At 65.4% G+C, this 25,765-nt stretch carries 22 protein-coding genes and 1 tRNA gene; 14 read left to right on the forward strand and 9 right to left on the reverse strand.

Annotated elements, in window-relative coordinates:
• Positions 1-257 precede the first annotated feature (257 nt).
• Positions 258-929 carry an ECF transporter S component gene (locus AC1AYN_RS01565; RefSeq protein ID WP_476531657.1) on the forward strand — a complete coding sequence of 224 codons (672 nt, stop codon included), beginning with the start codon at positions 258-260 and terminating at the stop codon, positions 927-929.
• Between the two features lie 218 nt (positions 930-1,147).
• Here AC1AYN_RS01565 and AC1AYN_RS01570 read toward each other — a convergent pair whose 3' ends face one another.
• Positions 1,148-1,360 (reverse strand): Nif11-like leader peptide family natural product precursor, encoded by a 213-nt coding sequence (locus AC1AYN_RS01570; RefSeq protein ID WP_034526930.1) that lies wholly within the window; start codon positions 1,358-1,360, stop codon positions 1,148-1,150.
• A gap of 353 nt (positions 1,361-1,713) precedes the next feature.
• Between AC1AYN_RS01570 and AC1AYN_RS01575 the strand changes: the two genes are divergently transcribed.
• The gene (locus AC1AYN_RS01575) at positions 1,714-2,115 is read left to right on the forward strand and encodes a DUF4186 domain-containing protein (protein ID WP_476531659.1); all 402 of its coding nucleotides are present in this window, start codon (positions 1,714-1,716) and stop codon (positions 2,113-2,115) included.
• 102 nt (positions 2,116-2,217) lie between these two features.
• Here AC1AYN_RS01575 and AC1AYN_RS01580 read toward each other — a convergent pair.
• A tRNA-Arg gene (locus tag AC1AYN_RS01580) sits at positions 2,218-2,291 on the reverse strand.
• A gap of 361 nt (positions 2,292-2,652) precedes the next feature.
• Here AC1AYN_RS01580 and AC1AYN_RS01585 point away from each other — a divergent pair.
• The 3 genes from AC1AYN_RS01585 to AC1AYN_RS01595 are packed head-to-tail and all read left to right on the forward strand — an operon-like array spanning position 2,653 to position 6,058.
• Positions 2,653-3,369, forward strand: a complete 717-nt coding sequence (locus AC1AYN_RS01585) for an ABC transporter ATP-binding protein (RefSeq protein WP_476531661.1) — start codon at positions 2,653-2,655, stop codon at positions 3,367-3,369.
• On the forward strand, positions 3,366-4,529 hold the full coding sequence (locus AC1AYN_RS01590) for a COG1361 S-layer family protein (RefSeq protein ID WP_476531663.1): 1,164 nt from the start codon (positions 3,366-3,368) through the stop codon (positions 4,527-4,529). The genes AC1AYN_RS01585 and AC1AYN_RS01590 overlap by 4 nt, the downstream gene beginning before the upstream one ends.
• Positions 4,526-6,058, forward strand: a complete 1,533-nt coding sequence (locus tag AC1AYN_RS01595; RefSeq protein WP_476531665.1) for an ABC transporter permease — start codon at positions 4,526-4,528, stop codon at positions 6,056-6,058. Before AC1AYN_RS01590 ends, AC1AYN_RS01595 begins: the two co-directional genes overlap by 4 nt.
• 55 nt (positions 6,059-6,113) lie before the next feature.
• On the opposite strand, the gene AC1AYN_RS01600 is transcribed toward AC1AYN_RS01595, so the two are convergent.
• On the reverse strand, positions 6,114-8,270 hold the full coding sequence (locus tag AC1AYN_RS01600; protein WP_476531667.1) for a 1-deoxy-D-xylulose-5-phosphate synthase: 2,157 nt from the start codon (positions 8,268-8,270) through the stop codon (positions 6,114-6,116).
• A 214-nt stretch (positions 8,271-8,484) separates the two neighbouring features.
• Between AC1AYN_RS01600 and AC1AYN_RS01605 the strand changes: the two genes are divergently transcribed.
• From AC1AYN_RS01605 to AC1AYN_RS01635, 7 genes are all read left to right on the forward strand, one after another.
• Positions 8,485-9,477 (forward strand): zinc-binding dehydrogenase, encoded by a 993-nt coding sequence (locus AC1AYN_RS01605; RefSeq protein ID WP_476532307.1) that lies wholly within the window; start codon positions 8,485-8,487, stop codon positions 9,475-9,477.
• Between the two features lie 70 nt (positions 9,478-9,547).
• Entirely contained in the window at positions 9,548-10,045 is a 498-nt protein-coding gene (gene purE / locus AC1AYN_RS01610) for a 5-(carboxyamino)imidazole ribonucleotide mutase (RefSeq protein WP_034526948.1), read from the forward strand.
• Complete coding sequence (gene purK, locus AC1AYN_RS01615; protein WP_476531669.1) at positions 10,029-11,258, forward strand: 5-(carboxyamino)imidazole ribonucleotide synthase; 1,230 nt, start codon at positions 10,029-10,031, stop codon at positions 11,256-11,258. The genes purE and purK overlap by 17 nt, the downstream gene beginning before the upstream one ends.
• Before the next feature lie 9 nt (positions 11,259-11,267).
• Positions 11,268-11,678, forward strand: coding sequence for a Fur family transcriptional regulator (locus AC1AYN_RS01620; protein ID WP_476503215.1), 411 nt, complete (start codon positions 11,268-11,270; stop codon positions 11,676-11,678).
• Positions 11,679-11,913: 235 nt separating this feature from the next.
• Positions 11,914-12,843: a metal ABC transporter solute-binding protein, Zn/Mn family gene (locus AC1AYN_RS01625; RefSeq protein WP_476531670.1), complete on the forward strand. Its 930-nt coding sequence runs from the start codon at positions 11,914-11,916 to the stop codon at positions 12,841-12,843.
• Positions 12,844-13,028: 185 nt separating this feature from the next.
• Positions 13,029-15,119 carry a sulfatase-like hydrolase/transferase gene (locus AC1AYN_RS01630; protein WP_476531672.1) on the forward strand — a complete coding sequence of 697 codons (2,091 nt, stop codon included), beginning with the start codon at positions 13,029-13,031 and terminating at the stop codon, positions 15,117-15,119.
• A gap of 10 nt (positions 15,120-15,129) precedes the next feature.
• A complete protein-coding gene (locus AC1AYN_RS01635) occupies positions 15,130-16,671 on the forward strand; it encodes an aldehyde dehydrogenase family protein (RefSeq protein ID WP_476531673.1) in 1,542 nt (513 codons plus the stop codon).
• A gap of 173 nt (positions 16,672-16,844) precedes the next feature.
• On the opposite strand, the gene purD is transcribed toward AC1AYN_RS01635, so the two are convergent.
• The 6 genes from purD to AC1AYN_RS01665 form a co-directional block, all read right to left on the reverse strand.
• Positions 16,845-18,116, reverse strand: a complete 1,272-nt coding sequence (purD, locus tag AC1AYN_RS01640) for a phosphoribosylamine--glycine ligase (protein WP_476531675.1) — start codon at positions 18,114-18,116, stop codon at positions 16,845-16,847.
• A 59-nt stretch (positions 18,117-18,175) separates the two neighbouring features.
• Positions 18,176-19,213: a phosphoribosylformylglycinamidine cyclo-ligase gene (purM, locus tag AC1AYN_RS01645; RefSeq protein ID WP_476503220.1), complete on the reverse strand. Its 1,038-nt coding sequence runs from the start codon at positions 19,211-19,213 to the stop codon at positions 18,176-18,178.
• Positions 19,214-19,272: 59 nt separating this feature from the next.
• A complete protein-coding gene (purF, locus tag AC1AYN_RS01650) occupies positions 19,273-20,796 on the reverse strand; it encodes an amidophosphoribosyltransferase (RefSeq protein WP_101622061.1) in 1,524 nt (507 codons plus the stop codon).
• A 204-nt stretch (positions 20,797-21,000) separates the two neighbouring features.
• Positions 21,001-21,534, reverse strand: coding sequence for a hypothetical protein (locus AC1AYN_RS01655; protein ID WP_476531677.1), 534 nt, complete (start codon positions 21,532-21,534; stop codon positions 21,001-21,003).
• 55 nt (positions 21,535-21,589) lie between these two features.
• Positions 21,590-22,732, reverse strand: a complete 1,143-nt coding sequence (locus AC1AYN_RS01660; protein ID WP_476531678.1) for a histidine kinase — start codon at positions 22,730-22,732, stop codon at positions 21,590-21,592.
• Positions 22,733-22,880: 148 nt separating this feature from the next.
• Complete coding sequence (locus AC1AYN_RS01665) at positions 22,881-23,576, reverse strand: response regulator transcription factor (protein WP_165784850.1); 696 nt, start codon at positions 23,574-23,576, stop codon at positions 22,881-22,883.
• 171 nt (positions 23,577-23,747) lie between these two features.
• On the opposite strand from AC1AYN_RS01665, the gene AC1AYN_RS01670 reads away from it, so the two are divergent.
• On the forward strand, positions 23,748-25,367 hold the full coding sequence (locus tag AC1AYN_RS01670) for a Y-family DNA polymerase (RefSeq protein WP_101622121.1): 1,620 nt from the start codon (positions 23,748-23,750) through the stop codon (positions 25,365-25,367).
• Positions 25,368-25,467: 100 nt separating this feature from the next.
• Positions 25,468-25,686, forward strand: a complete 219-nt coding sequence (locus AC1AYN_RS01675) for a hypothetical protein (RefSeq protein WP_101622064.1) — start codon at positions 25,468-25,470, stop codon at positions 25,684-25,686.
• Positions 25,687-25,765: the final 79 nt, after the last annotated feature.

Consider the following 25,765-nt stretch of genomic DNA (forward strand, 5'->3'; position numbering starts at 1 on the left):
GTACTTCCAGCCGTGAACCGGGGGAATGGCTGCGATTTGTGCCGTTCTGTGCGGTTTCGCTGTGCGATATTGTGCGGTTTTGCGGCTGTTCGCCCCCGTTTACATGGCCGTTTCCCGCGACCGTATACTGGCATGCGGCGTTCCCGCCCGGACCGCGCAGGTCAAGGAGCGCCGACGCGGGGCGTCGTCACGACGCCGGCGCCATCGTATCGTACCGTGCGCGGTTTTGGAATCATCGAAGGGATCGTGGGAACAGCATGTCCGCCATCACCGATCGTCAATCATCGCAATCATCGAACTCCGTCGCGCCGGAAGCCGCGCACGACGGGACGCGCCTCAAGTGGCGGCCGCTCGACATCGCCGTCGGCGCGACGCTCGGCGTCGCCTGCGGCGTCATCTTCTGGGGCTTCAACTTCGCGTACATGCCGATCTCGTCGTTCCTCGGCGCCGTGCTGCCGGGACTTGCCAGCGTGACGCACGCCATGTGGTACTTCTCCGGCACGCTCGCCGTGCTCGTCCTGCGCAAGCCGGGCGCCGCGCTCTACGTGAACGTGGTCGGCACGCTCGTCGAGACCGTGATCGGCAGCCAGTACGGCATCGGATTCGTGATCGTCTCCGCGCTGCTGCAGGGCGTATTCGCCGAGATCCCGTTCTTCGTGACCCGCTATCGCGTGTTCAACCTGCCGATCTCGATCGCCTCCGGCGCGATGGTCGCGCTCGAATACGGCTTCTACCTGCTGTTCTTCCGCTACCAGGGCGTGGCGCTCACGAGCCCGCGCGGCATCGTGCACATGATCTCCGAGGTGACGGGCGGCGTGGTGCTGAGCGGCGTCATGCCGTGGTTCCTCATGCTCGCCCTCGCCTCGACCGGCGTGCTCGACCGCCTCGCCTCCGGCCGCGCCCTGCTCCGCGCCCGCCCCCAGGCCTGACGCGTTGATTCGGCTCCCTCTGACGAGCCGAGCCGTGACGGAAACGCCGGAGGCTCGTTCGGGCCTTTGGTTTGGCCCCCTCTGACGAGGGGGCTGTCAGCGAAGCTGACTGGGGGAGAGAAAGCGGGCTTTTAGCCCGCATGGACATAGCGACGCGGCGGACCTTCTTTCCGGAAGATCCGCCGCGTCGCTATGGGGAAAGAAAACGCCGACCCGGCTCAGATGCCGAACTCCGCCTCCGCCACGGACTGCACCGAATCGCCGACCAGCTCGGCCGTATCCGACTTGGCCTGCTCGATGCGGCCGAAGAACGCGTCCGCCTCCTCGTAGGTCAGCGGATGACCCGCCTCCTTGGCGATGGCCATGACCTCGTCGATGGTCTGCGCCGCCGCAAGCTTCTCGTCCAGTTCCTTCTCGCTGATGCCAGTCATAGTCGACTCCTTGCGTCTCGTGCCGCGGCCGTCGCACGCTCGCCATCGGTGGCGTCGCGTGCCGTCTGTGCCGCGGGCTTCAGGAACCCCGCCCTCGGGATTCCCCGGCTGATTCCCGTTTTAGTCGTTTCCGCGGCCGATGGGTAGCGTTCCGCCCGGCGTTTCTCCGCATCCGTCACGGTTCGCTCCGTGCCCGTCACGGTCCGCTCCTTGGTTTGCCATGGGAATGTGCGTCGAATCATGGAGCGAGCCATGACGGCCGTGGAGGGAGCCGTTGGATTCACGGAGCGAACCGTGCTAATCCGGGAGTGAACGGATACGGCGGCGCACACGGACGACGAGGAGGACCCGATATGGACGATGACGAACGGCAGTGGATCGGCGGGACATTGGAACGGCTTTCGCATTCGGCGTTCCGCGCGAAATTCGAGTTGACCGCCAAGGACCGCGCCTATGCGCGCGCCAAAGGCAAGGCGACCATCGACCGGCATGCGCGCGAGATGCTGCGCGCCCGCGTCGGCGACGCCGAGCCGAGGAACGACGGGCGGCAGACCCCGTGGCGCGGGCATCCGGTGTTCACCGCGCAGCACGCCACCGCCACCTGCTGCCGCGGATGCATCGAGAAATGGCATCACATCCCCAAAGGCCGCGCACTGACCGACGCGGAGGTGGACCGTCTCGCCGACCTCGTCATGGCATGGATCGAACGCGACCTCGTGAACCATCCCGTGAATCAACCCGCCGGTCCGAGATGACGTGTCCGGCGGCGCGCGCCGAAACGGTACGCCGGGGACCATCAGGGACGCAACGGGGATGACGGAAAAATCAAACCCCTTGGAATTCCAAGGGGTTTCCAGTGACCCCGGCCGGGCTCGAACCGGCGACCTACAGATTAGAAGTCAGTTGCTCTATCCAGCTGAGCTACGGGGCCAAACCCGTCACACTATAGCGGCTGGGGTGGAACGGCGCATGGAAGTGGCGCATGGGACGGCACACGCGCCTGCACGCCCATCGGGGAACACCCCTAGGGGATGCGGCGACGGACCGGCAGCTATACACTGGCCCTGGAAACGGCCCGACGGCCGGACCAAGGAAGGAAGTCCGTCAAGGACGACGAACGAAAACGGGATACAGACGCATGCGACCGATGCGCGCACGTCCCGCAGGAGTGGAAGAGGGCCGCGACCATGCCGAAGCCAGAGGAGCCGCACGGATCGCCGATATCACGCGGACCGCAACGATTACATGGACCGCAGCAATCACGCGAACCGCGGGAATCCCACGCGCCTCCGATGATTGAAGTGCGCGACCTGCGCAAGGAGTATCCCGCCGACGACGAGACCGTGGTCGCGCTCGCCGGCATCGACCTGGTCATCCCGCGCGGCCAGATCTGCTGCATCTACGGCGAATCCGGATCCGGCAAATCCACGCTGCTCAACCAGCTCGCCGGCATGGAGAAGCCGACCCGCGGCGGCGTGCGCATCGGCGGCACCGTCATCTCTCGTCTCGACGAGCGCGAGCTCGCCGCGTTTCGCCAGCGTCATCTCGGATTCGTGTTCCAGTCGTACAACCTGCTGCCGAATCTCACCGCCGTGGAGAACGTCGCGATGCCGCTCATGTTCCGCGGCGTGCCGAAACAGGAGCGCGAACGGGCGGCGCGTGCCATGCTGAGGCGCGTCGGCCTCGGCAGGAGGCTGAACCACTATCCGACGCAGATGTCCGGCGGACAGCAGCAGCGCGTCGGCATCGCCCGCGCGTTCGTCGCCAGGCCTCAGGTCGTGTTCGCCGACGAGCCGACCGGCAATCTCGATTCCAGAACCAAGATCGACGTGATGGAGATGATCGTCTCCTTCGCGCGCGCCCTCGACCAGACGATCGTGCTCGTCACGCACGACGACAACATGGCCGCCTACGCGGACCGCGTCGTCACGCTGCTCGACGGACGTATCATCGACGATCGCGTCATCGACCATACGACCGACATCCCGAGCCAAGGAGACCCACGATGACCCCATCCATCCACCGCGCCCTCACCGCGTTCACGGTGCTGCTCGCCACGCTGGCGCTCGCCTGCACCGTCGCCGTCGCGGCCACGCCGCCGGCCGCCTTCGCCGACGACGCCGCGACCACGGCCGACCAGGGCTCGTCCACGGCGGCCCCCGCGCCGATCTCCGGTCCGGTGCCGAACATCATCATCACGAACTTCACGTACGGCGACGGGTCGGTGGCGGTCGGCAGCGACTTCACCCTCACGTTCACGTTCCAGAACATGGGCCGCGTGGCGGTCGGCAACATGGTCGTCACCGTGGACGGCGGCGAGAACTTCGCCATCTCCGGCGGCACGAACACGTTCTACTTCGACACGCTGTACGCCGGCTGGTCGCTCACGCAGAGCGTGCCGATGCAGGCGCTGCAGAGCGCGAAGAGCGGCGCCCAACCGGTGAATGTGAGCTTCCGGTACGAGTACGTCGACAACGACGCGCGCTCGTCGAACACGTCCGACATCCGCATCTCCGTGCCGGTCTCGCAGCCGGACCGCTTCCAGCTCAACGATCCGGTCGTGCCCGAGGGCGTGACCGTCGGCGCGGAGACGACGATCACGATGGACTATGTGAACAAAGGCAAGGGCGACATCGCCAACGTGGAGGCGTCGATCGAGGGCGACGGACTCGAGACGACCGTCAAGACGCAGTACGTGGGCAACGTCGCGTCCGGCGCGAACGGTTCGATCGGTTTCGCGTTCACACCGACGCAGTCCGGTGCGATCGAGGCGAAGCTGCATGTTGCCTACGAGGATTCCGACGGTCATGCGCAGTCGAAGGAGTTCCCGGTCACGATCGAGGCGGCCGAGCCGGCGCCGACGTCCGACGACATGGGCGCGACGGTGGAGGAGCCGCAGCCCGCCGTACCGTGGTGGGCGGTGGCGCTCGTTGCGGTCGGCATCGTGCTGGTGGTCGTCGTGGTCGTCGCGCTCGTCGTGCGTCGCCGTCGTAGGAAGCGCAAGGCGAAGGCCGATGCCGCGGACGACGAGGATTGGGACGATTGGGGAAGGCCGGTGTCCGCGTCGTCGGTTCCGGCGCAGCCCGCCGACGCGGTCGCCACGCAGGTGATCGCCGGCGCCGGTACGATCGGCGGCGCCTCGGCCTCCGATGTGAAGGGGCGTGCATGAGATTCGCGGACATCCTGCGATTGTGCGGGCAGAACCTGCTGCGTCGCAAGTCGCGTACGATCCTCACCGTGCTGGGCGTGGTCGTCGGATGCTGTTCGATCGTCATCATGGTCTCGCTCGGTGCGGGACTGACCGAGCAGAACCGTGCGATGCTCAAGCAGATGGGCGACCTCACCATCATCAACGTGTACGCGCAGGGCTCGGCCTCCGGCGCGATGACGATGGGCGGCGCGTCCTCCTCCGGTTCGGGTTCGGGCACGTCCGCGAAACTCGACGACGCGACCATCGACGACATGAAGCGGATTCCCGGCGTCGTCGGCGCGAGCGCGCAGATGACGCTCGACACGCCGGTGCGGCTCACCGCCGACAACGGGCGGTACATCGCCGACAACGGGCGGTACATCGCCGACTACGGCACCATCGAGGCCGTGGATCTGAGCCAGCTCGACGTCCTCGGATTCGCGATCGCGGACGGCGCGAAGCCGGTGAAGGGCGACGAGGTGCTCGCCGGCCAGTACTTCGCCTACCAGTTCATGGACAAGTACCGTCCCGAGGGGCAGAACTACCGGCAGCAGCCGTACGACATGGGCGACGGCACCGTCATGGAATGCGACGACATGGGCAATTGCGCCGCCGTGCCCGCGGACCAGATGAAGGGCGCGTTCTTCGACCCGATGACCACGCGGATCACGCTCACCATCGGCGGCGACGGTGCGTCGGGCGGCGTCGCGGGTTCGTCCGGCGACGCGACCGGTGCGTCGGTGGGTTCGTCCGGCGGCTCGGACTCGGGCAATTCCGCCGCCGCATCGAACACGTTCAAGCTCAAGGTGACCGGCACACTCAAGGAGGACTACAACAAGGGACAGTCCACCTCCAACGGCCTGCTCATGGACCTGGACCAGCTCAAGGCGATGATCGCGAAGGCCGACAGGACCGCGGCGAAGACCACGACCTACGGTTCGGCGCTCGTCAAGGTCTCCGACATCTCGCAGGTCTCCGACGTGGAGCAGCGGATCCGCGACATGGGCTTCGGCACGAACTCCAGCGAACAGACGCGCAAGAGCCTCGAAGAGCAGTCGCGCGCCATCCAGCTGGTGCTCGGCGGCATCGGCGCCGTGTCGCTGCTCGTCGCCGCCATCGGCATCACCAACACGATGATCATGTCCGTCACCGAACGCACGCGCGAGATCGGCATCATGAAGGCGCTCGGCTGCTACGTGCGCGACATCCGCATCATGTTCCTGGGGGAGGCGGGATTCATCGGTCTGCTCGGCGGCCTGATCGGCTGCGTGGTGAGCGCCCTCGTCTCGCTCGTCATCAACCTGATCGCGTTGGGCGGCGTGAACGGCACGACCATATGGAACGCGATCGTCGGCGGCGAGGATGTGAGCCGCGTCTCCGTGATCCCGTGGTGGCTGTACCTGTTCGCGTTGGCGTTCTCCTGCGCGATTGGCGTCGTTTCGGGCTTCCAGCCCGCCAACCGCGCGGTGAGGATTCCCGCGCTCGACGCCATCAGGAACGACGGCTAGCGCGGGGCCGGCTGGCCGTCGTGGCGAGGCCGCCGGCCGACCGGGAGGCCGCCGGTCAGCGGCCGAGCGTCTCGCGGATGCGGCGCGTGATCGTCTCCACGGTGAGCCCGTAGCGCTCGTTGAGTTCCGTCAGCGGCACGCGGTCGGTGAACTCCTTCGCCGCGCCGAAGTTGAGCACGCGCATGCCGGCACCGGTTCCAGCACCGGTGCCCGCGCCGGCGGCTCCGTGGTTCGCGTAGTACGCGGTCACCTTCTCGCCCCAGCCGCCTTCCAGCTGTCCGTCCTCCAGCGTGACGACGAGACGATGCCCGTCGCGCAGCGCCTCGAGCGCGGCGACGTCGAGCGTCGTGCACTGCCGCGGGTCGATGAGGGTCGCGTCGATGGGGGAGCGGCCGGTATCCGCGCCCGTCGCGCCGGTCTCGCCGGTCGCGTCATCGGTGTCCGTCGTCGGCGCGGACAGCGCCTCGACGACCCGCTCGCCCAGCGGATGCGTGTTGCCGAGCGCGATCACCGCCACATCGGCACCCGCATGATCCACGCGGTACGCGAGCATGTCCGCCGCCTTCGCGTCCCCGCGCCCCCTGGAGGGGGAGCTGCCGTCCGCAGGACGGCTGAGGGGGTGTCCGCCGTAATCGAACTCCCCGCGCAGCACCGCCTCGGGCGACGACTCGCGTCCCAGCGCGCGTTCGCGGTCGAGGATCGCCTGACCGGGCACGCGGATCACCACCGGACCGTCCGGCGCATCGGCCGCGCCCGCCGGCGACGTCGCCCACGCGAGATCGTCGAGATAGTCGCGCGTCGAGGTGGGGACAAGCATCGTGACTCCCGGGATGTTCGCGAACATCGCGACGTCGTACGCGCCGGAATGTGTGTTGTCCGAACCGGACAGGCCGCCGAGGAAGTCGAGGACCGTCACTCGCGAACGGTTGAGGCTCATCTCCTGGAAGAACTGGTCGTAGGCGCGCTGGAAGAACGACGCGGTCGTCGCCACCACCGGCGTGCCGCCCGCCTTCGCGATGCCGGCCGCGAACGTGACCGCATGCGCCTCGGTGATGCCCGTGTCCACGTAATGCGCGCCCGCGCGCTCGCGGAACTCGTGCGTGATGCCGTTCGAGCCGGGCGTCGCCGGCGAGATCACGACGAGTCCCGGCTCGTCGGGGAAGCGGCGTTCCAGCGCGGCCATCGCGAGTTTGCCGTAATGCTTGCGTGGGTCGTCGGGGCGTCCCAGCGCCTTGTCCGGCGTCTGCCAGTGCGACGCCTCGCATTGGCCCTCGTGCGGTGCGGCGTCCGGCAGGTCGCAGTGGTCGGAGCGCCACGGCTCGGCGTGCGCGACGTTGCCGGTCGCGTTGACGCCGGTGTCGTTCGCGTCGACGGCGTCGGCCGTGGTCGTACCCGGGCCGTCCGCGCCCACGGCCGCGACGTCGCCGCCCGTGAAACCGGCGCCCTTCAGCGTATGGATGTGCACGACGACCGGACGGTCGGTGCCCTTGACCGCCTCGAACGCCTCGATGAGCGCGTCGACGTCGTTGCCGCGCGCCACATACCGATAGCCGAGGCCGAACGCCTCGAACAGGTTCGGCTGCGCGGCGCCGTTCGACTCGCGCAGCCGCGCCAGAGGGCCGTACATGCCGCCGAAGTCGCCGGCGATCGACATCTCGTTGTCGTTCAGCACGATGATGAGGTTGCCGCCCTGCTCGGCCGCGTTGTTCAATCCCTCGAACGCGATGCCCGAGCTCAGGGAGCCGTCGCCGATCACCGCGACCACGGCGCCGATGCCCGCGTCGTCGGCGCCATCGGAGGCGGCGAGCGCCATGTCGCGCGTCTTCGCGAGACCGCAGGCGAGCGAGATCGACGTGCCCGTGTGGCCGAGCGTGAACTGGTCGTGCTCGCTCTCCGCGGGGTTCGTGAAGCCGGTCACCTCGTCGAAGCGCGCCGGATCGAGATATGCGGCGGCGCGGCCGGTGAGCATCTTGTGCACGTAGCTCTGGTGCGACACGTCGAACACGATGCGGTCGTGCGGCGAGTCGAACACGCGGTGCAGCGCGACCGTCGCCTCCACCATGCCGAGGTTCGATCCGATGTGGCCGCCGTGCGCGTGGCCGTAGGCGAGCAGCGTGGACCGGATCTCGCGGCACAGTCCGTGCAGTTCGGCGCGGGAGAGCGTTTTGACGTCGGCGGGGCCCGAAATCCGTTCCAGAATGCCGTTCGTCATATGCGTCTCGCTCCTCCCGATGGTATCCTCTGCCGACCGCAAGCCTAGACGCTCCCGCCGCCAGCGGTCATACGCCACGCGGCGATACTCCCAACATCTCCGTAAATCGCCCGGTGTCATCCGCGAATCGGCGCGTGTCCGTGCGACAATGATGGCGGAACGACGCCGCTCCGCGCGCGGCGTCGCGGAACGCCGCATGACGAAAGGAACGCCGATGAAGGCCGTATACGCTTCCCGCGTCGACAATGCCGATCCACTCGCCGCGCTCGCCGTGGGCGAGCTTCCCGGACCGGAGCCGAAACCGTTCTGGTCCACCGTGTCCGTGAAGGCCGTGACCGTCAACCACCATGACGTGTGGAGTCTTCGCGGCGTGGGACTGCGCGCCGAACAGACGCCGATGATCCTCGGCACCGACGCGGCCGGGATCCTCGACGACGACGTGCCGGGCCGCGGCGGGCTCAAGGCGGGAAGCGAGGTCGTGCTCTACACGTTCGTCGGCACCGACGGCGCCGGCGTCGCGCCGGGGGAGCGCCGCACGATCCTGTCCGAGAAGTACCCGGGCACGATGGCCGAGAAGACGCAGGTGCCGGCCGCGAACGTGTTCGCGAAGCCGGCGAACCTGAGCCTCGCCGAGGCGGCGGCGCTCGGCACCAGCTGGCTCACCGCCTACTCGCTCGTGTTCACGTCCGCGAACGTCAAGCCCGGCGACGCGATCCTCGTGCAGGGCGCGGGCGGCGGCGTGTCCACCGCGGCGATCCAGCTCGCCCACGCGGCCGGGCTGGAGGTGTTCGTCACGTCGCGTTCCGAGGCCAAGCGCGAACGCGCGCTGGCGTTCGGCGCGGACGCCGCGTTCGAGGCGGGCGCGCGCCTGCCGCGCAAGGTCGACGCCGTCATCGAATCGGTGGGCGCGGCCACATGGTCCCATTCCGTCAAGTCCGTGCGCCCCGGCGGCACGATCGCCGTGTGCGGCGCGACCACCGGCGACCAGCCGGGCGCGGAGCTCACGCGCGTCTTCTTCCAGGACATCCGCGTGCAGGGCAACACGATGGGCTCGCGCGACGACTTCGCGCGCCTGCTGCGCTTCGTCGAGCACGCCGGCATCCATCCCGTGATCGACTCGACGTTCGCCGGACTCGACGCTGCGCCGGACGCGTTCCGCCGTCTGATCGGCGGCGATGTGTTCGGCAAGGTCGCCATCACCGTGTGAGCCTCCATGTTTCCGGGGTGGCGGGGGAGTACAGTGAAACCACATTCTCAATAACGTGGAGGTAATGATAATGACGGACAGCAAGCCCGAAGTGGCGGTCGTCATGGGATCGTCCAGCGACTGGGAGACCATGAAGCGCGCCTGCGACATCCTCGACCAGTTCGGCGTGGCCTATCACAAGCAGGTGATCTCGGCCCACCGCACCCCGGAGCTCATGGCCGACTTCGCGCACAACGCGCGCGCCAACGGACTCAAGGTCATCATCGCCGGCGCCGGCGGCGCCGCCCACCTGCCCGGCATGATCGCCGCGCAGACCACGCTGCCCGTCATCGGCGTGCCCGTGCGCTCCCACGCCCTGTCCGGCTGGGATTCGCTGCTCTCCATCGTGCAGATGCCCGGCGGCATCCCCGTCGCCACCACCGCCGTCGGCAACTCCGGCGCCACCAACGCCGGCCTGCTCGCCGTGCAGATGCTCTCCGCGTTCGAGCCCGACCTGGCCGACAAGCTCCAGGCCTACCGTGAGTCGTTGAAGGAGAAGGTGGCGGAATCCAATGCCCAGCTTGTTTGAGGAAACCCACGGCGCCACGCAGATGCTGCAGCCGGGCGCGACCATCGGCATCATCGGCGGCGGCCAGCTCGGCCGCATGATGGCCCTGAGCGCCAAGTACATGGGCTTCCGCATCGGCGTGCTCGACCCGACCCCCGACTGCCCGACCGCGCAGGTCGCCGACTTCCAGGTCGTCGGCGAGTACGACGACAAGACCGCCATCCATGATCTGGCGGAGAAGTCCGACGTGCTCACCTACGAGTTCGAGAACGTGGACGCCGATTCGATCGACGAGGTGCGCCACCTGGTCGCCGCCCCGCAGGGCACCGACCTGCTGCGCGTCACCCAGGACCGCATCAACGAGAAGACGTTCATCAACAAGCACGGCATCGAGACCGCCCCGTGGCGCGAGGTCAACGACTTCGACGAGCTCGAGGCCGCCATCGACGACCTGCATTACCCGTGCGTGTTGAAGACCCGTTCCGGCGGCTATGACGGCCACGGCCAGCATGTGCTGAGGAACGACATGGACCTGGAGAAGATCCGCGCCCGCGGCGACCGCGGCGGCGGCTTCCCCCCGTCCATCCTCGAAGGTTTCGTCGACTTCGCGTTCGAGGCGTCCATCCTCGTGTCCGGCAACGGCAAGGACTACGTGACGTTCCCGATCGTGCGCAACGACCACCGCAACAACATCCTCCACATGACGATCGCCCCCGCCGAGGTCGACCCCTCGATCGCGCGGACCGCGCACGAGATGGCGATCGCGCTCGCCAAGGGCTTCGAGCTGGCCGGCACGCTCGCCATCGAGCTGTTCGTCACCAAGGACGACCGCGTGATCGTCAACGAGCTCGCGCCGCGCCCGCACAACTCCGGCCACTACACGATCGAGGCGTGCTCCATCGACCAGTTCGACGCGCACATCCGCGGCATCGCCGGCTGGCCGCTCGTCCAGCCGAAGCTGCTGAGCCCCGCCGTCATGGTCAACGTGCTCGGCCAGCACGTGCTGCCCACGCGCGCGCAGATCGCCACGCACCCTGAATGGAACGTGCACGACTACGGCAAGGCGCAGCTGCGCCACAACCGCAAGATGGGCCACATCACCGTGCTCACCGACGACACCGCGCGCACCGTGGACGAGCTCGAGGCGACCGGTTGCTGGGACGACCTCAAGCCGTACGCGCGGCCGTTCGTGCGCCCCGTGCCGCCCGCCGGTTCCGCCGAAGCGAAGGCGTGAGCCGCGTCCATGGTCGAACACATTGAACGACAGACCAAGCAGAAGGATGCGATCCACGCGGCGCTCGCCGGCTGTGACGAGTTCATCTCTGCGCAGGACCTGCATCGGCGCATGCAGGACGAGGGCTCGCGCATCGGACTGGCCACCGTGTACCGGCAGCTGAACGCGCTCGCCGACTCGGGCGCGGCCGACACGATCCGCCTGGACGGCCAGCAGTTGTTCCGCCTGTGCGGCGACGACGCGCACCACCATCATCTGGTGTGCAAGCGCTGCGGCCGCACGGTCGAGATCGAGCCGCCGGACGAGGCGTGGTTGCGCGGCGTGGCCGCCAGACACGGGTTCACCGTCGAAAGCCACACGCTCGAGGTCTTCGGGCTGTGCCCGGAATGCCGGGAGAAGCGGGAGAAGACGGCCGTCTGAGCGTTACGGAAGGGCGCGTCGCCGTCCTGTGGAGGGAAGGGCCGTTCCCGTCAGCATCGAATCATGATGCCGACGGGAACGGCCCTTTTCGTATGCTCGCGTGTCGTCTCGCAATCCGTTCCCGCATGCGACACGCCGCTGTAATGCTAATGATAATAGTTCTCAATATGTGTTATGGTGTGATGCGTCATATGGAGCGGCCGGACGTCGGCCGCGTAGAGAGGAAGCATCCATCATGTCCATTCCGACCACCATCAGGAACGCCGCCATGCGCGGACTGGCCGCCGTCACCGCGATCGTGGCGCTCGGCTCGCTCGCCGCCTGCGGTTCGTCGTCCAACGGCGACTCCGCTTCCGGGGCCTCGTCGTCCAATGGCAAGATCGAGGTCGTCGCGTCCATCAACCAGTGGGGCTCCGTCGCCCGCGACCTCGGCGGCGACCACGTCGACGTCACCGCGATCATGACGAAGACCAACGTGGAGGCGCACGACTACGAGCCCACCGCGCAAGACGTCGCGAAGATCGGTTCGGCGAAGGTCGCCGTCGTCAACGGCGCCGACTACGACGCGTGGGCGACCAAGGCCGTCGCATCCACCAAGGCCACGCTCGTCGACGCCGCCGAAGCGAGTGGCGTCAAGCAGGGCGGCAACCCGCACGTGTGGTTCTCCGCCAAGGTGCGCTCCGCCGCCGCCGATGCGATCACCAAGGCCTACCAGCAGGCCGACCCGGCCCATAAGGACGACTACGCCAAGCTCAACAAGGACTGGCATGCCAAGGAGGACCGGCTCGAATCGAAGATCGAGGAGACCTCCGCCAAGACCAAGGGGCTGCCGTACGCCGCCACCGAATCCGTCGCCTGGTACCTCGCCGACGACCTCGGCATGACCGACGCCACGCCGAAGGGCTACAAGCAGGCCTCCGCCAACGAGAGCGAGCCGACCCCCGGCGACATCACCGAGTTCCGCAAGGCCCTGACGAGCGGCGGCATCGACCTGCTCGTCCTCAACACGCAGGAGGAGAACTCCACCACCAAGCAGATCGTCTCCGCCGCCAAGGAGGGTAACGTGCCGACCGTCGAGCTCACCGAACAGATGCCGTCGCAGTACGACGACCTGCTCGACTGGATGGGCGCGCTCGTCGGCGATTTCGCCTCCGCCGCGAAGTAACGGCGCAATCCACGCAGGAGGGGAACGAAGGGTGCCGCGGATCAAATCCGAGGCACCCTTTGCGATAAGGTGAATGGTTGGAAAACGTGAGGAAACCGTCGCGGCTCTGGTCTTTCCAAGGTTCGACGGCGACAATGAACGGTTGTATGTCACACGGAACCGAGCGTATGGGTGAGTCAAGCAGTATGAATCAGGAATCGCATGCCAAGACCGGACACGACGCCGCGCGGGACGCGACCAGCGGGACGGGCCGACGGCCGCGTCGCGGGCTGCCCGAGCCTCGGCCGTTCCCCGGCTGGCTGTACGCCGTGCTGTTCCTCGTCTTCGACATCGCCGCCGTCGCGATCCTCGAGGTCGGCGTCAGCCTCGGCGCCTCCTCGCGCGTGACCCTGTCCAGCCCGGAGGTCGGCTGGGACTTCGTCGGCAAGATGTTCAACGCCCGGGAGCCCAACTTCGTGTTCCTGCTCAACATCCTGCTCGTCGGCGTGCTCTACCTCGCGCTGCTCATGATTTTCAACCGGTTCTGGATCGCCACGCCGGTGCTGGTGGCCGCAGCGATTGTCGTCGCCGTCATCGAGCATTTCAAAATCTCGATCCGTTACGAGGCCGTGCTGCCCTCCGACCTGAACTTCCTCAAGGCGGACGCCGGCAATCTCATGGGCTTCATGCCCGCCGGCGCGCACTGGGTGATCCTCGCCGCCATCGCCGTGTTCGCCGTGTTCGCCGCCGTGTTCGTCGCGCTCAACCACATCGACGCGCGCCACGGCAGGCTGTTCCGCGGCTCCGGACGTCAGGCCAGGTCGGCGGACGCCGTCGCGCGTCTGCTGCTCGTGCTCGTGCCCGGCCTGTTCTTCGGCCTGTACGCGATGCAGGTGAGCACCGTCGGCAGCTGGGCGAAGAACCTCGCCACCGTGATGGGCGACAAGCCGTCCATGTGGGATTCCGTGTACGACGCGCAGCGCAACGGCCCGCTCGTCGCGTTCATGCGCCAGGTCAACCCCAAGGTGATGGACAAGCCGTCCGAATACTCCGAGGAGACGATGCAGCAGGTCGCCCAACGCTACCGGAAGGCCGCCGCGAAGATCAACGCCACGCGTGGCAACAACCTCACCGACTCGACCGTCATCTACGTGCTGTCCGAATCCTTCTCCGACACGTCGCGCGTGCCCGGACTCAAGGTCAACAAGGATTCGATGCCGAACATCCGCTCGATCAAGGAGAACACCACCTCCGGCCTCATGCTCTCCTCCGGCTACGGCGGCGGCACCGCGAACCTCGAATACATGGGGCTCACCGGCCTGTCGATGGCGAACTTCGACTCGTCGCTGACGAGCCCCTACCAGCAGCTCGTCCCCGGCGAGCACTGGACGCCCACGATCAACCAGATGTGGGGCGCGCCGAAGAACTCGATCGGCCTGCATCCGTACGAATCCTCCATGTACTCGCGCGCCACCAACTACAAGAAGTTCGGCTTCTCCCACTTCTACACGCTCACCGGCCCGGACGTCATCTCCCACCAGGACCGGATCGACGACAGTCCCTACGTCTCCGACGCCGCCACGTACCAGAGCACGCTGGAGGAGGTGAGGAAGACCAAGTCCAACCAGTTCCTGCAGGTCATCACCATGCAGAACCACATGCCCTACCACGAGTGGTACAAGGACAACGACTTCACCGCCGAATCCAACACCGGCACGCCGCTCGGCAAGGACGAGCAGGAATCCATCGAGACCTACCAGAAGGGCCAGGCGATCACCGACGAGGCGACCGCCGACTTCCTCGACCAGCTCGACGCGATCGACAAGCCGGTCACCGTGGTCTTCTACGGCGACCATCTGCCCGGCATCTACTCGTCCGCCAGCGAGGACGACGACAACTCGCTCGCCCTCCACCTGACCGACTACTTCATCTGGTCGAACAAGGCCTCCAGCACGCAGGGCGTGAAGATCGACAACGCCGACTACTCGTCGCCGAACTTCTTCGTCGCGCAGGCCGCCGAACACATGGACGCCAAGGTGTCGCCGTACCTCGCGTTCCTCACGCTCATGCACCAGCACGTCTCCGCCATGGAGCCGCCGGTCGTCAACAAGATCCAAGGCTGGGACCGTATCCCCGAAGGCCAGGCGATCTACCTCGACAACGCAGGCAAGCCGATGGCCGCAAGCGACTTCGACGAGGAGACGAAACAGTTGCTGGAGGACTACAAGCTCATCCAGTACGACATCACCGACGGCCACAACTATCTCAAGGACACGGATTTCCTCACGCTGCCGTAAGGAGGCCTCCATGACCGATGACATCGACAACGCCATCGACGCGACGTTCGCACGGCTCACAGCCTCCTACGATTCCGGCCGCACACGCCCGCACGCATGGCGGCGCGCGCAGCTCGACGCGCTGCGCCGCATGCTGCGCGAGCATCGCGACGATTTCGCCGAAGCGGTCCGCGCCGACCTCGGCAAGCCGGCGGCCGAGACGATGCTCACCGAACTCGATCTCGTCGCCGCCGAAGCCCGGTTCGTACGCGACCGGATCGGCGTATGGACGCGCCGCAGACCGGTCGTGATGCCGTTGGCGTTGCAGCCCGCGGCCGGCTGGACCGTCGCCGAACCGAAAGGCGTCGTGCTCGTCATCGCGCCATGGAACTATCCGGTGCTGCTCACGCTCGGACCGTTGGCCGACGCGCTCGCCGCCGGCAATGCGGTCTGCGTCAAACCGTCCGAACTCGCGCCGCGCGCGTCGGCGCTGCTCGCGCGCCTGATCCCACGCTACCTCGACCCGGACGCGGTCGCCGTGGTCGAAGGCGGGGCGGGGGAGACCGGCGCATTGCTCGCGCATCCGTTCGACCACGTGTTCTACACGGGCGGCGAACGCGTCGGCCGGATCGTCATGCGGGCCGCGGCTGAGCACCTGACGCCGGTCACGTTGGAACTCGGCGGCAAATCGCCGGTCTTCGTCGACGGCACGGCCGATCTCGCCGTGACGGCGCGGCGCATCGCGTGGGGGCGGTTCACGAACGCCGGACAGACCTGTGTGGCCCCCGACTATGTGCTCGCCACGCCGGACGTGGCGGAGGCGCTGGCGGAGCGGATAGCCGTCGCCATCCGCGAGTTCTACGGGGACGACCCGCGCCGTTCGCCCGACTATGGGCGCATCGTCAACGTGCGTCACGTCGAGCGGCTGCGCGGGCTGTTGCCCGCGGCCGCCGCGTCGGCCGCCGCTCCGGCAGGTCCGGCGCGTCCGACGTCGCCGCTGGTCAAGGTGGCGTCCGTGTTCGGCGCCGTTTCGGATATGGTGGGCCGCCGTCTCGGCTCGTCCGGCGGCGGACCCGCGCCGGACGCGGCCGGACGCGTGGTGTGCGGCGGCGTGGTCGACCGTGAGGCGCGGTACGTCGCGCCCACCGTGCTGTTCGGCACGTCGCCGGACGCGCCGGTGATGCGCGAGGAGATCTTCGGTCCGATTCTGCCGGTCCTGGTCGTGCGTGACGCGGATGCGGCGATCCGGTTCGTGAACGCCCGTCCGCGTCCGCTCGCCGCGTACGTGTTCTCACGGGATCGTGCGACGCGGCTCGCCTTCGAGCGGCGTACTTCGTCCGGCGCGTTGGGGTTCGGCCTGCCGTTGGGGCATCTTCTGTCCGCGCGCCTGCCGTTCGGCGGCGTGGGCGCGTCCGGCATGGGCGCCTACCATGGCAAGGCCGGGTTCGACACGTTCAGCCACGTCAAGACGGTGACGGTGAAGCCGCAGCATCCGGACACGCTGCGTCTGGTCTATCCGCCGTTCGACGCGATGACGCGAGGTGTCATTGACGCGCTGCGCCGATTGAGCTGATTGATTGGCTGTTTTCCGTAAAAAACGCCGCTGAGCGCTACTCAGCGGCGTTTTTTACGAAGATACGTCTATCCGGGCTGAACGTGGGACGATGCGTGTGGTAGCAAGGCGCGGAACATGAAGGCGTACGAAGGTACGTCGAATGTTCCGCAACGCCGCTAACACACGCATCGTCACGCGTTCAGGGCTTTGAAGCCGATGTCGTGACGATAGAACATGCCCTCGGTGGGCAGCGCGTCGATGACCGCGTACACCTTGTCCTGCGCGTCCTTGATGGTGGGCGCGGAGGTTTCGACGAAGAGGACGCGGCCGGAGGAGGCGACGAGCTCGCCGTTCTCGTCCTTGGCGACGCCGGCGTAGTAGACGTGGGAGTCCTCGTCGACGGGGATGGTGGGGATCTTCGCGCCCTTGACGACGTTGGTCGGGTAGCCGTCGGAGGCGAGGACGACGCCGAGGGTGACGCGGTCGTCGTCCCAGGTGAACTCGGGGGTCTCGCCGTCGAGGATCGCGCTGATGCCGGCGGCCAGGTCGGAGGTGAGCTTCGGGAGGACGACTTCGGTTTCGGGGTCGCCGAAGCGGGCGTTGAATTCGATGACCTTGGGGCCGTCGGCGGTGGCGATGAGGCCAGCGTAGAGGATGCCGGTGAACGGCGTGCCCTCGTCGGCCATGGCCTGCACGGTGGGGCGCACGATCGTCTCGATGGCTTCGTCGACGACGGTCTGCGGAATCTGCGGCACGGGGCTGTAGGCGCCCATGCCGCCCGTGTTCGGGCCCTTGTCGCCGTCGTAGGCGCGCTTGTGGTCCTGGGAGATTGGCATCGGCCAGAACTCGGTGCCGTTGACGAAGCTCATCAGGGAGAACTCCTGGCCTTCGAGGAAGTCCTCGATGACGACCTTGGCGCCCGCGTTGCCGAAACGATGATCGATGAAGATGTCGTCGAGCGCGGCGATGGCGGTCTCGACGTCCATGGCGACGGTGACGCCCTTGCCGGCGGCCAGTCCGTCGGCCTTGACGACGATCGGCGCGCCGTGCTCGCGCACGTAGGCGACGGCCGGTTCGAGCGTGTCGAAGGTCGCGTACTTGGCGGTGGGGATGCCGTGGCGTTCCATGAGCTGCTTGGCGAAGTCCTTGGAGCCTTCGATCTGGGCGGCGGCCTTGTTCGGGCCGAACGCCTTGAGGCCGGCGGCGGCGAAGTCGTCGACGAGACCGTCGATGAGCGGCACTTCGGGGCCGACGAACGCCCAGTCGTAGTCGTTGTCCTTCATGAAGTCGATGAGCGCCGCGTGGTTCGACTCGTCGATGTGGGAGGTGCGGATGCCGTCGAGCTCCATGCCGGGGTTGCCGGGGGCGACGGTCACCTCCTCGACGCTGCCGCCGCGCTGGAGCGCGTGGGCGATGGCGTGCTCGCGCGCGCCGGAACCGATGACCAGAACCTTCTGACCCATTGCGTGTTGTCCTTTCAATCCAAAGCCCCCGCTGGCGGGAGCTTCATGAAGCGTGAATGTTACTTGAGCGCGATCTGCGTGCCGTCGGCGTCCTCGACGATCTCGCCGATGCGGTAGCCGGCCTCGCCGTTGGCCTCGAGCAGCTTGATGGTCTCGTCGGCGCGCTCGGCGGGGACGGCGAGCACCATGCCGATGCCCATGTTGAAGATGTTGTACATCTCCATGTGGTCGATTTCGCCGGCCTTCTCCAGCACGTCGAAGATCGGCAGCACGGGCCAGGAGCCGAGCTTGATCTCGGCGGCGAGGCCGTCGGGGATCATGCGCGGCACGTTCTCGATGAAGCCGCCGCCGGTGATGTGCGCGACGCCCTTGACGACGCCCGCCTCGAACAGGGGCTTGAGGGCCTTCACGTAGATCTTGGTGGGGGTGAGGAGCACGTCGCCGAGCTTCGCGCCGCCGAGCTCGTCCAGCTCGGTGTCGACGGTGTAGCCGGCCTGCTCGAACAGGGCCTTGCGCACGAGGGAGAAGCCGTTGGAGTGGATGCCGGTGGACGGCAGGCCGATGAGCACGTCGCCCTTGGCGATGCCGGAGCCGTCGACGATCTTCGACTTCTCGGCCACGCCGACCGCGAAGCCGGCGAGATCGTACTCGTCCTCGTCGTACATGCCGGGCATCTCGGCGGTCTCGCCGCCGATCAGGCCGCTCCCGGCCTGCACGCAGCCGTCGGCCACACCGGCGACGACCTGCTCGAGCAGGGCCGGATCGTTCTTGCCGCAGGCGATGTAGTCGAGGAAGAACAGCGGTTCGGCGCCCTGGGCGGCGATGTCGTTGACGCACATGGCGACGCAGTCGACGCCGATGGTGTCGTGCTTGCCGACCATCTTGGCGACGACGAGCTTGGTGCCCACGCCGTCGGTGCCGGAGATGAGCACCGGCTCCTTGTAGCCGAGGGAGGCGAGGTCGAACAGGCCGCCGAAGCCGCCGATGCCGCCGACCACGCCGGGGCGGTTCGTGCGGGCGACGTGCGACTTGATGCGCTTGACGACTTCGTAGCCGGCTTCGACGCTCACGCCGGCGTTCTCATATGCTTTGGGCATTGGGGTTGGGCCTTTCTTGGGGCTGATGGGGTTGGGGCTTGTTTACTGTCGGACGTTTGTCAGGCGTTGTCCTGCGGACGGTCCTCGGGCTGCACGGTGTACTCGTTGCCGATGTATTTGCTCTTGTATAGCGCGAATTCGGGCAGGCGCACGCGGTCCTCGGGGGTGAGGGACTTGAGGAAGTCCTCCTCGTAGTCGTCGAGCGCGGTCGGGTAGTCGCCGTTGAAGTAGGCGACGCACAGGCCGCCGTACGGGGCGTCCGCGCCGAGGCCGATCGATTCGACCAGGCCGTCGAGCGACAGGAAGGCGAGCGAGTCGGCGCCGATGTACTCGCGGATCTCCTCGACCGACTTGTGGCCGGCGATCAGCTCGCGCGTGGTGGAGATGTCGATGCCGTAGAAGCACGGGTACTTGAGCGGCGGCGAGCTGATGCGCATGTGCACTTCGGCCGCGCCGGCCTCCTTGAGCAGCTGCACGATGCGCTTCGACGTGGTGCCGCGCACGATCGAATCGTCGATGACGACGACGCGCTTGCCCTTGACGACGCTGCGCACGGCGGAGAGCTTCATGCGCACGCCCTGTTCGCGCAGCTCCTGCGTCGGCTGGATGAACGTGCGGGCCACGTACTGGTTCTTGATCAGGCCCATCTCGTTGGGCAGGCCCGCGGCCTCGGCGTAACCGGACGCGGCGGACAGCGAGGAGTTCGGCACGCCGATGACCATGTCGGCGTCCACGCCGGATTCGGCGGCGAGACGCGCGCCCATGCGCTTGCGGGCGGAGTGGACGTTCACGCCGTAGATGTCGGAGTCGGGGCGGGCGAAGTAGATGAACTCCATCGAGCAGATCGCGAGCTGCGTGTTGTTCGTGTACTGGACGATGCGGTAGCCGTGCTCGTTGACGACGACGATCTCGCCCGGGCGGATGTTGCGCACGAGTTCGGCGCCGACCACGTCGAGCGCGCAGGTCTCGGAGGCGAGCACGTAGGCGCCGTTCTTCATCTTGCCGAGGGAGAGCGGGCGGAAGCCGTTCGGGTCGAGCGCGCCGATCATCGCGTCCTCGGTCATGAGCAGGTAGGCGAAGCCGCCGTGGACGGTGTTGAGCGCCTCCTTGAGCTTGTCCATGAAGGTGCGCTGCATGGAGCGGCGGATGAGGTGCATGAGCACCTCGGTGTCCGAGTTGGAGTGGAAGATCGCGCCTTCGTCCTCCAGCTTGCGGCGCAGGGACGGGCAGTTGGTGAGGTTGCCGTTGTGGCACAGCGCCACGTCGCCGTCGTGGAAGCGGAAGATGAACGGCTGGATGTTGTCCGTCGTGCCGGAGCCGGCGGTCGCGTAGCGGACGTGGCCGATCGCGCGGTCGCCCTTGAGGCGTTCGATCTCGCGTTCGTCGCCGAAGACCTGGGTCAGGAGGCCCAGGCCGCGGTGTCCGGTGAGATGGCCGTTGTCGTTCGCGACGATGCCGGCGCCCTCTTGGCCGCGATGCTGCAGCGCGTGCAGTCCGAAATAGGTGAGTCGTGCGGCGTCGGGATGGCCCCACACGCCGAAGATGCCACATTCCTCATGAATGTCTTCGAGTTCAGCCGACAAGCCAAAGCTCCTTTTCAAACGTGGTCAGACATGGAGTTCACTACCCGTTCACCCTACCAATCGCCGGCTACATCATGGCGGCGCGTCGTGGCCGTGTCCGTGAGATGCGGATGACTGCGGATGACGATGACTTGCGCTGAGAGCATTACCGTTAAGAAGAAGCCCCGGTATCCCGCAGAATACCGGGGCGAGTTTAGGAAACCGTCAATCCCATATCTGGACACGTACCACGTCGACGGTCCCGGACAACTTATTCCATGTCCAAGGGCCTCTTTTTGCCGTGGTCACGTAATGACCGTTCTGGGAATATCGAATCTGGCCTCCGCCAATCGTCAGAGTGCGCCATTGTCCTACATTGCCCCATCGACCGGCTCGGATGCCGGCGTTTTTGAAGCCCGCGACATCGGCTCCGCTTGGAGTCATCAGACACAGCGTGAATGTGTCGCAGTAGCTTTGATAATCAATGTAGGGGGTGCCGGTGTCTTGATGCAAAGCCACCTTGGTAATGGTTCCCGTATCGACATCCTCCCATACGTCCTTTGGTGTGCTTGACAGGAGAAAGTCCGTCAGTTCCTGTTCAGTGTGGATGTTCAGCGAGGATTCAACCAGAGTGGGGCCGACCTGGATGAACTCTGGTTCGTTCGGCTGTGTGGGTTCATCGGCCATGGCTGCGGGTGCCATCAGCAAGGCGATTACACCGATGATGGCCATGATAATGTGTCTGATGTGCTGGTGCATGATTATTCCTTTCATCCGTTGGATGGGTCGTCAGTCCGGATAATCCCGATTCAATTCAATCCTGTTTTCGGTGCGTAGAACAGCGTGTGTAATGAATTCCACTACAGAGGGTGCGTGCAGTGAAAGTGGCGTCCCCATAGGGTATGGATGCGACGAGATGCCAGATTGAAGAATCCTTCTCCTCGATTCGGCAGTGCCCTCCAGCCTTATAGAGAGCATCGCAATAATATTGCATCCCAAGGTGTGTAGACATATACTTTGATTTTATGTCCTTTCTGTGATTTGTTAGAGATATTTGAATACCATTGTCATCGGTTGCTATGATGATTGCATAGCCGAATTCCGGATTTGCATATTTGGCGATGTTGATGAATATTTCGTTCAAAAAATCAGTTAACAGTAGTTCGTTGTGCGGGCTTATCTCATGATTCGATGAGTCGGGGAGTATGGTAATGCCCCGTATATGCAATTGTTCAAGATGGGACTGTTTCGTATTGACTAACGCCTTGAGATGTCGAATCCACGGTACTTCGATACCGTCATCGTATTTCACTTTTTGCTGGGATTCTATATCGTTGAATCTTTTCGGAGGTTGATTGTCGAAAGTGCGGATATTGCCGTTGGAGGGTGAGTGCATGGATTCGATGAGCTCACGTGTGTTGGCTATGGCTCGTAAAAGGATGGTTTTCAGTTCTTTCGTTTCTGACATATAGTCCACGTCATCGGAATCCGAAGCAAGGATGGCGTCGATATGCATCATGGCGTATGAAAGATCATTGGCAACCGAATCGTGGAGTTTATGGGCCGTGGCTGATCGGTGTTGAGCGCTTTGTAGGCGACATTCGGTGCGTAAGGCTCGTTCCCGCCAACGTAGGGAATAGCCCAGCAAGCATACCAGTATATAAACCGTGATGAGCGTTATGATGTTGGAGGTGGAGAGGAAATATATTTTCCCACAGGCGTATGCTGCGGATATGTCAATCGAGATGGCGATGGGGGTCGCGATAATGCCTTGAATGATATCCGTATAGGACAGAACGCCAACCGAGATATATAGGGGAATCGAGAATGTGCTGGCGAATATCACCGGGGTCGGCATGAGAAGGTATGCAATGGCGCTGGATGCTATAACGGCCCATGCTCCCAGTGCGGGTTGGACGCACATTCCCACCAGTGAGGCAATCGCCAGAATCGTCATTATCAGTTGGGGTGTCGCCGAATTTGAGTCAAATGATAGTAGACGACTTTCGTCGTTGATGAGAAGACAGGATGTGATTGTCGCAAGAAGGGTGATCCAACGATGTCTGATACAACGCGTCTTTGCGATTGCATGATTTGCAAGGTCGTTAATCCAGCGAGTGATATTTCGCACAAATTCGCAGTGCCTCATAACGGTTCTTGGCTCCCAATTTTCGTATTGCCCGGGTTACATGGGTGGAAACGGTGTGGGGGTTCATCCCAATGATTTCCGATATTTCCCGTAATGAATAGTGTGCGTTGCATAGACGGAGTATCTGTATTTCCGTTTCCGACAGTTGGCCGATTGTCGGGTTGGGGTTTGAGCAAACCAAATCATGCGCGGTTTTTGCGTCCATGAAGGGGCCGTTGCGGTCGATCGGTAGGCCGTGAGCGGCAATGGGAATCGCCGACAATAGTTTTGCGATGATGCTATTGCTTTTGTCGAGTATGCCTTGGGCTCCGGCGTGCGCCAATTCGGTTTCGTAATGTTCGATTGGATATGCGGTGATGCCAATGATTCCAATGGCTGGAGTTCTTCTTCGGATGGCTTCGCACAGTTGTACGCCCGACATGAGGTTAAGGACGATGTCCGTTATCAGTACATGGGGGACATTCTTTTCGAATAATGTTTTTTGAAGGGCCACGTCCGAGTCCTTCTCCGCCCAGATGACATCGATGCCCATATGTGTGGCCAGCGCCGCTCTCATCCACTGAAGCACGCATGCGTCATTGTCTACCAGCGCGACGCGGATCGGCGTAGCGTCGGAACGTTGGAATGTGCGGTTTGGGTTTGGCTGAGCCATGGCTCCTATGATAACTGCCGGGTAAGCACAGGGGCGTCGACGTGTAGTTATCTGACTTACATGGACCTCGCAACACGAATCGAACAGATGTTTGATTTTATGGTATCGTGGCAGTGTTGAGTTGTGGATATTCGAACGTTTGTTTGATGATGGGAGGTGGCGGTGATGCCGATGGCCGATGATTCCGGGCGGGGCCGCGTCTACCTCGCCATCGACCTCAAATCCTTCTATGCGTCCGTCGAATGTCATGCTCGTGGCCTCGACCCGTTGACGACGAATCTCGTCGTGGCCGACGAGACACGCACCGACAAGACGATCTGCCTCGCCGTGTCGCCGTCGCTCAAGGCGTACGGGCTGCCCGGCCGTCCGCGCCTGTTCGAGGCGAAGGAGCGGCTGCGTCGCGTGAACGCCGACCGCGCGCTCGCGGCCCCCGGCCGCCGGCTGATGGGGGAGTCGTGCGACGCGCGCGATCTGGAACGATCGCCGCGGCTCAAGGCGTCGATGATCATCGCCCCGCCGCGGATGGCGAGATACCTCGCCGTCAGCGGGAGCATCTACGGCATCTACCTCAGATACGCCGCCCCCGAGCACATCCACGTGTATTCGATCGACGAGGTCTTCATCGACGCCACGCCGTATCTCGCCGCGCTCGGCATGACCCCGCACGAGATGGCCATGACCATCGTGCGCGACATCCTGGGCGAGACCGGCATCACCGCGACGGCCGGCATCGGCACGAACCTGTACCTCGCGAAGGTCGCGATGGACATCGTCGCCAAGCATATGCCGGCGGATGCGGACGGCGTGCGCGTCGCCGAACTCGACGAGGCGTCGTACCGCCGCCTGCTGTGGGACCATCGCCCGCTCACCGACTTCTGGCGGGTCGGGCGCGGGTACGCGCGCAAACTCGAGAAGGCGGGGCTCATGACGATGGGCGACGTCGCGCGGTGCTCGGTGGGGCGCGCCTCCGACTACTACAACGAGGATCTGCTCTACCGCATGTTCGGCGTGAACGCGGAACTGCTCATCGACCACGCGTGGGGGTGGGAGCCGTGCACGATCGCCGACATCAAGTCGTATGAGCCGGACGCGCACAGCACCAGCATCGGCCAGGTGCTCACCGGACCGGCCGACTGGAGCACCGCGCGGCTCATCGCCAAGGAGATGGCCGATGCGCTCGCGTTGGACCTCGTCGGCAAAGGCGTGCGCACGAACCGGCTCACGCTCGTCGTCGGATACGACGTCGGCAGCCTCGACGCGGGCCTGCTGGACGATTGCGAGGCGCCGGAGACAAAACGTCTGGCGAGACGCGCCGCCGAGTCCTATCACGGCCCGGTGGCGGTCGACCATTACGGTCGCAAGGTACCCAAACCGTCGGCCGGTTCGATCGGATTGGGGGAGTTCACGTCCTCGTCGGCGCGCATCCGCGAGGCGATGACGCTGCTGTTCGAACGCATCGTGGACCCGAGGCTGCTGGTGCGCCGGCTCACCGTCGTCGCCGACGATCTCGCCACGGACGGGGAGCTCGCCGCCGGCAAACGCTATGAGCAGCCCGACCTGTTCGATGCGGATGCCGCGGCAGGCGGGGATGCCGGGGAATCCGATGCCGTCCGGCCCTGTGGCGATGCCGGCGGGGAATCCGACGCCGGGACCGACCGCGACGCGGTGGACCGCGCGCTGCTGGCGATCAAACGCCGATTCGGGAAGAACGCGGTCGTCAAGGCCATGAACATGGAACCCGGCGCCACCGGCATCGAACGCAACAACCAGATCGGAGGACATCACCGTTAAGCGGACAACCCGGTGGGTTGTCCGTAGGTGATGTGCGAGCCGACAGGCGAGCCTGCGTATGCGGGTGCAGCCCGTCCTTACCGACAGGAGACCGAGCGACATGGCATTGCATGAGACACACCGATACGACGACATCATCGATCTGCCACACCACGTGTCGCGACGGCATCCGCCGATGTCGCGGCACAAACGCGCGGCCCAGTTCATGCCGTTCGCCGCGTTGACCGGCTACGAGCAGGTCATCGAGGAGACCGCGCGCCGCGTCGAGGAGACCGTCGCCGCCCGCGACTCCCAGTTCGACCGCGACTTCGGCGCGTGACCATGGAACGGGTGCGGCTCATGCGGTCGCGGTCAAGCATCCGACCGTGGCTCGGCTGCGAACGGTGACGCGGTGTACT

Source organism: Bifidobacterium sp. LH_413 (assembly GCF_056357015.1).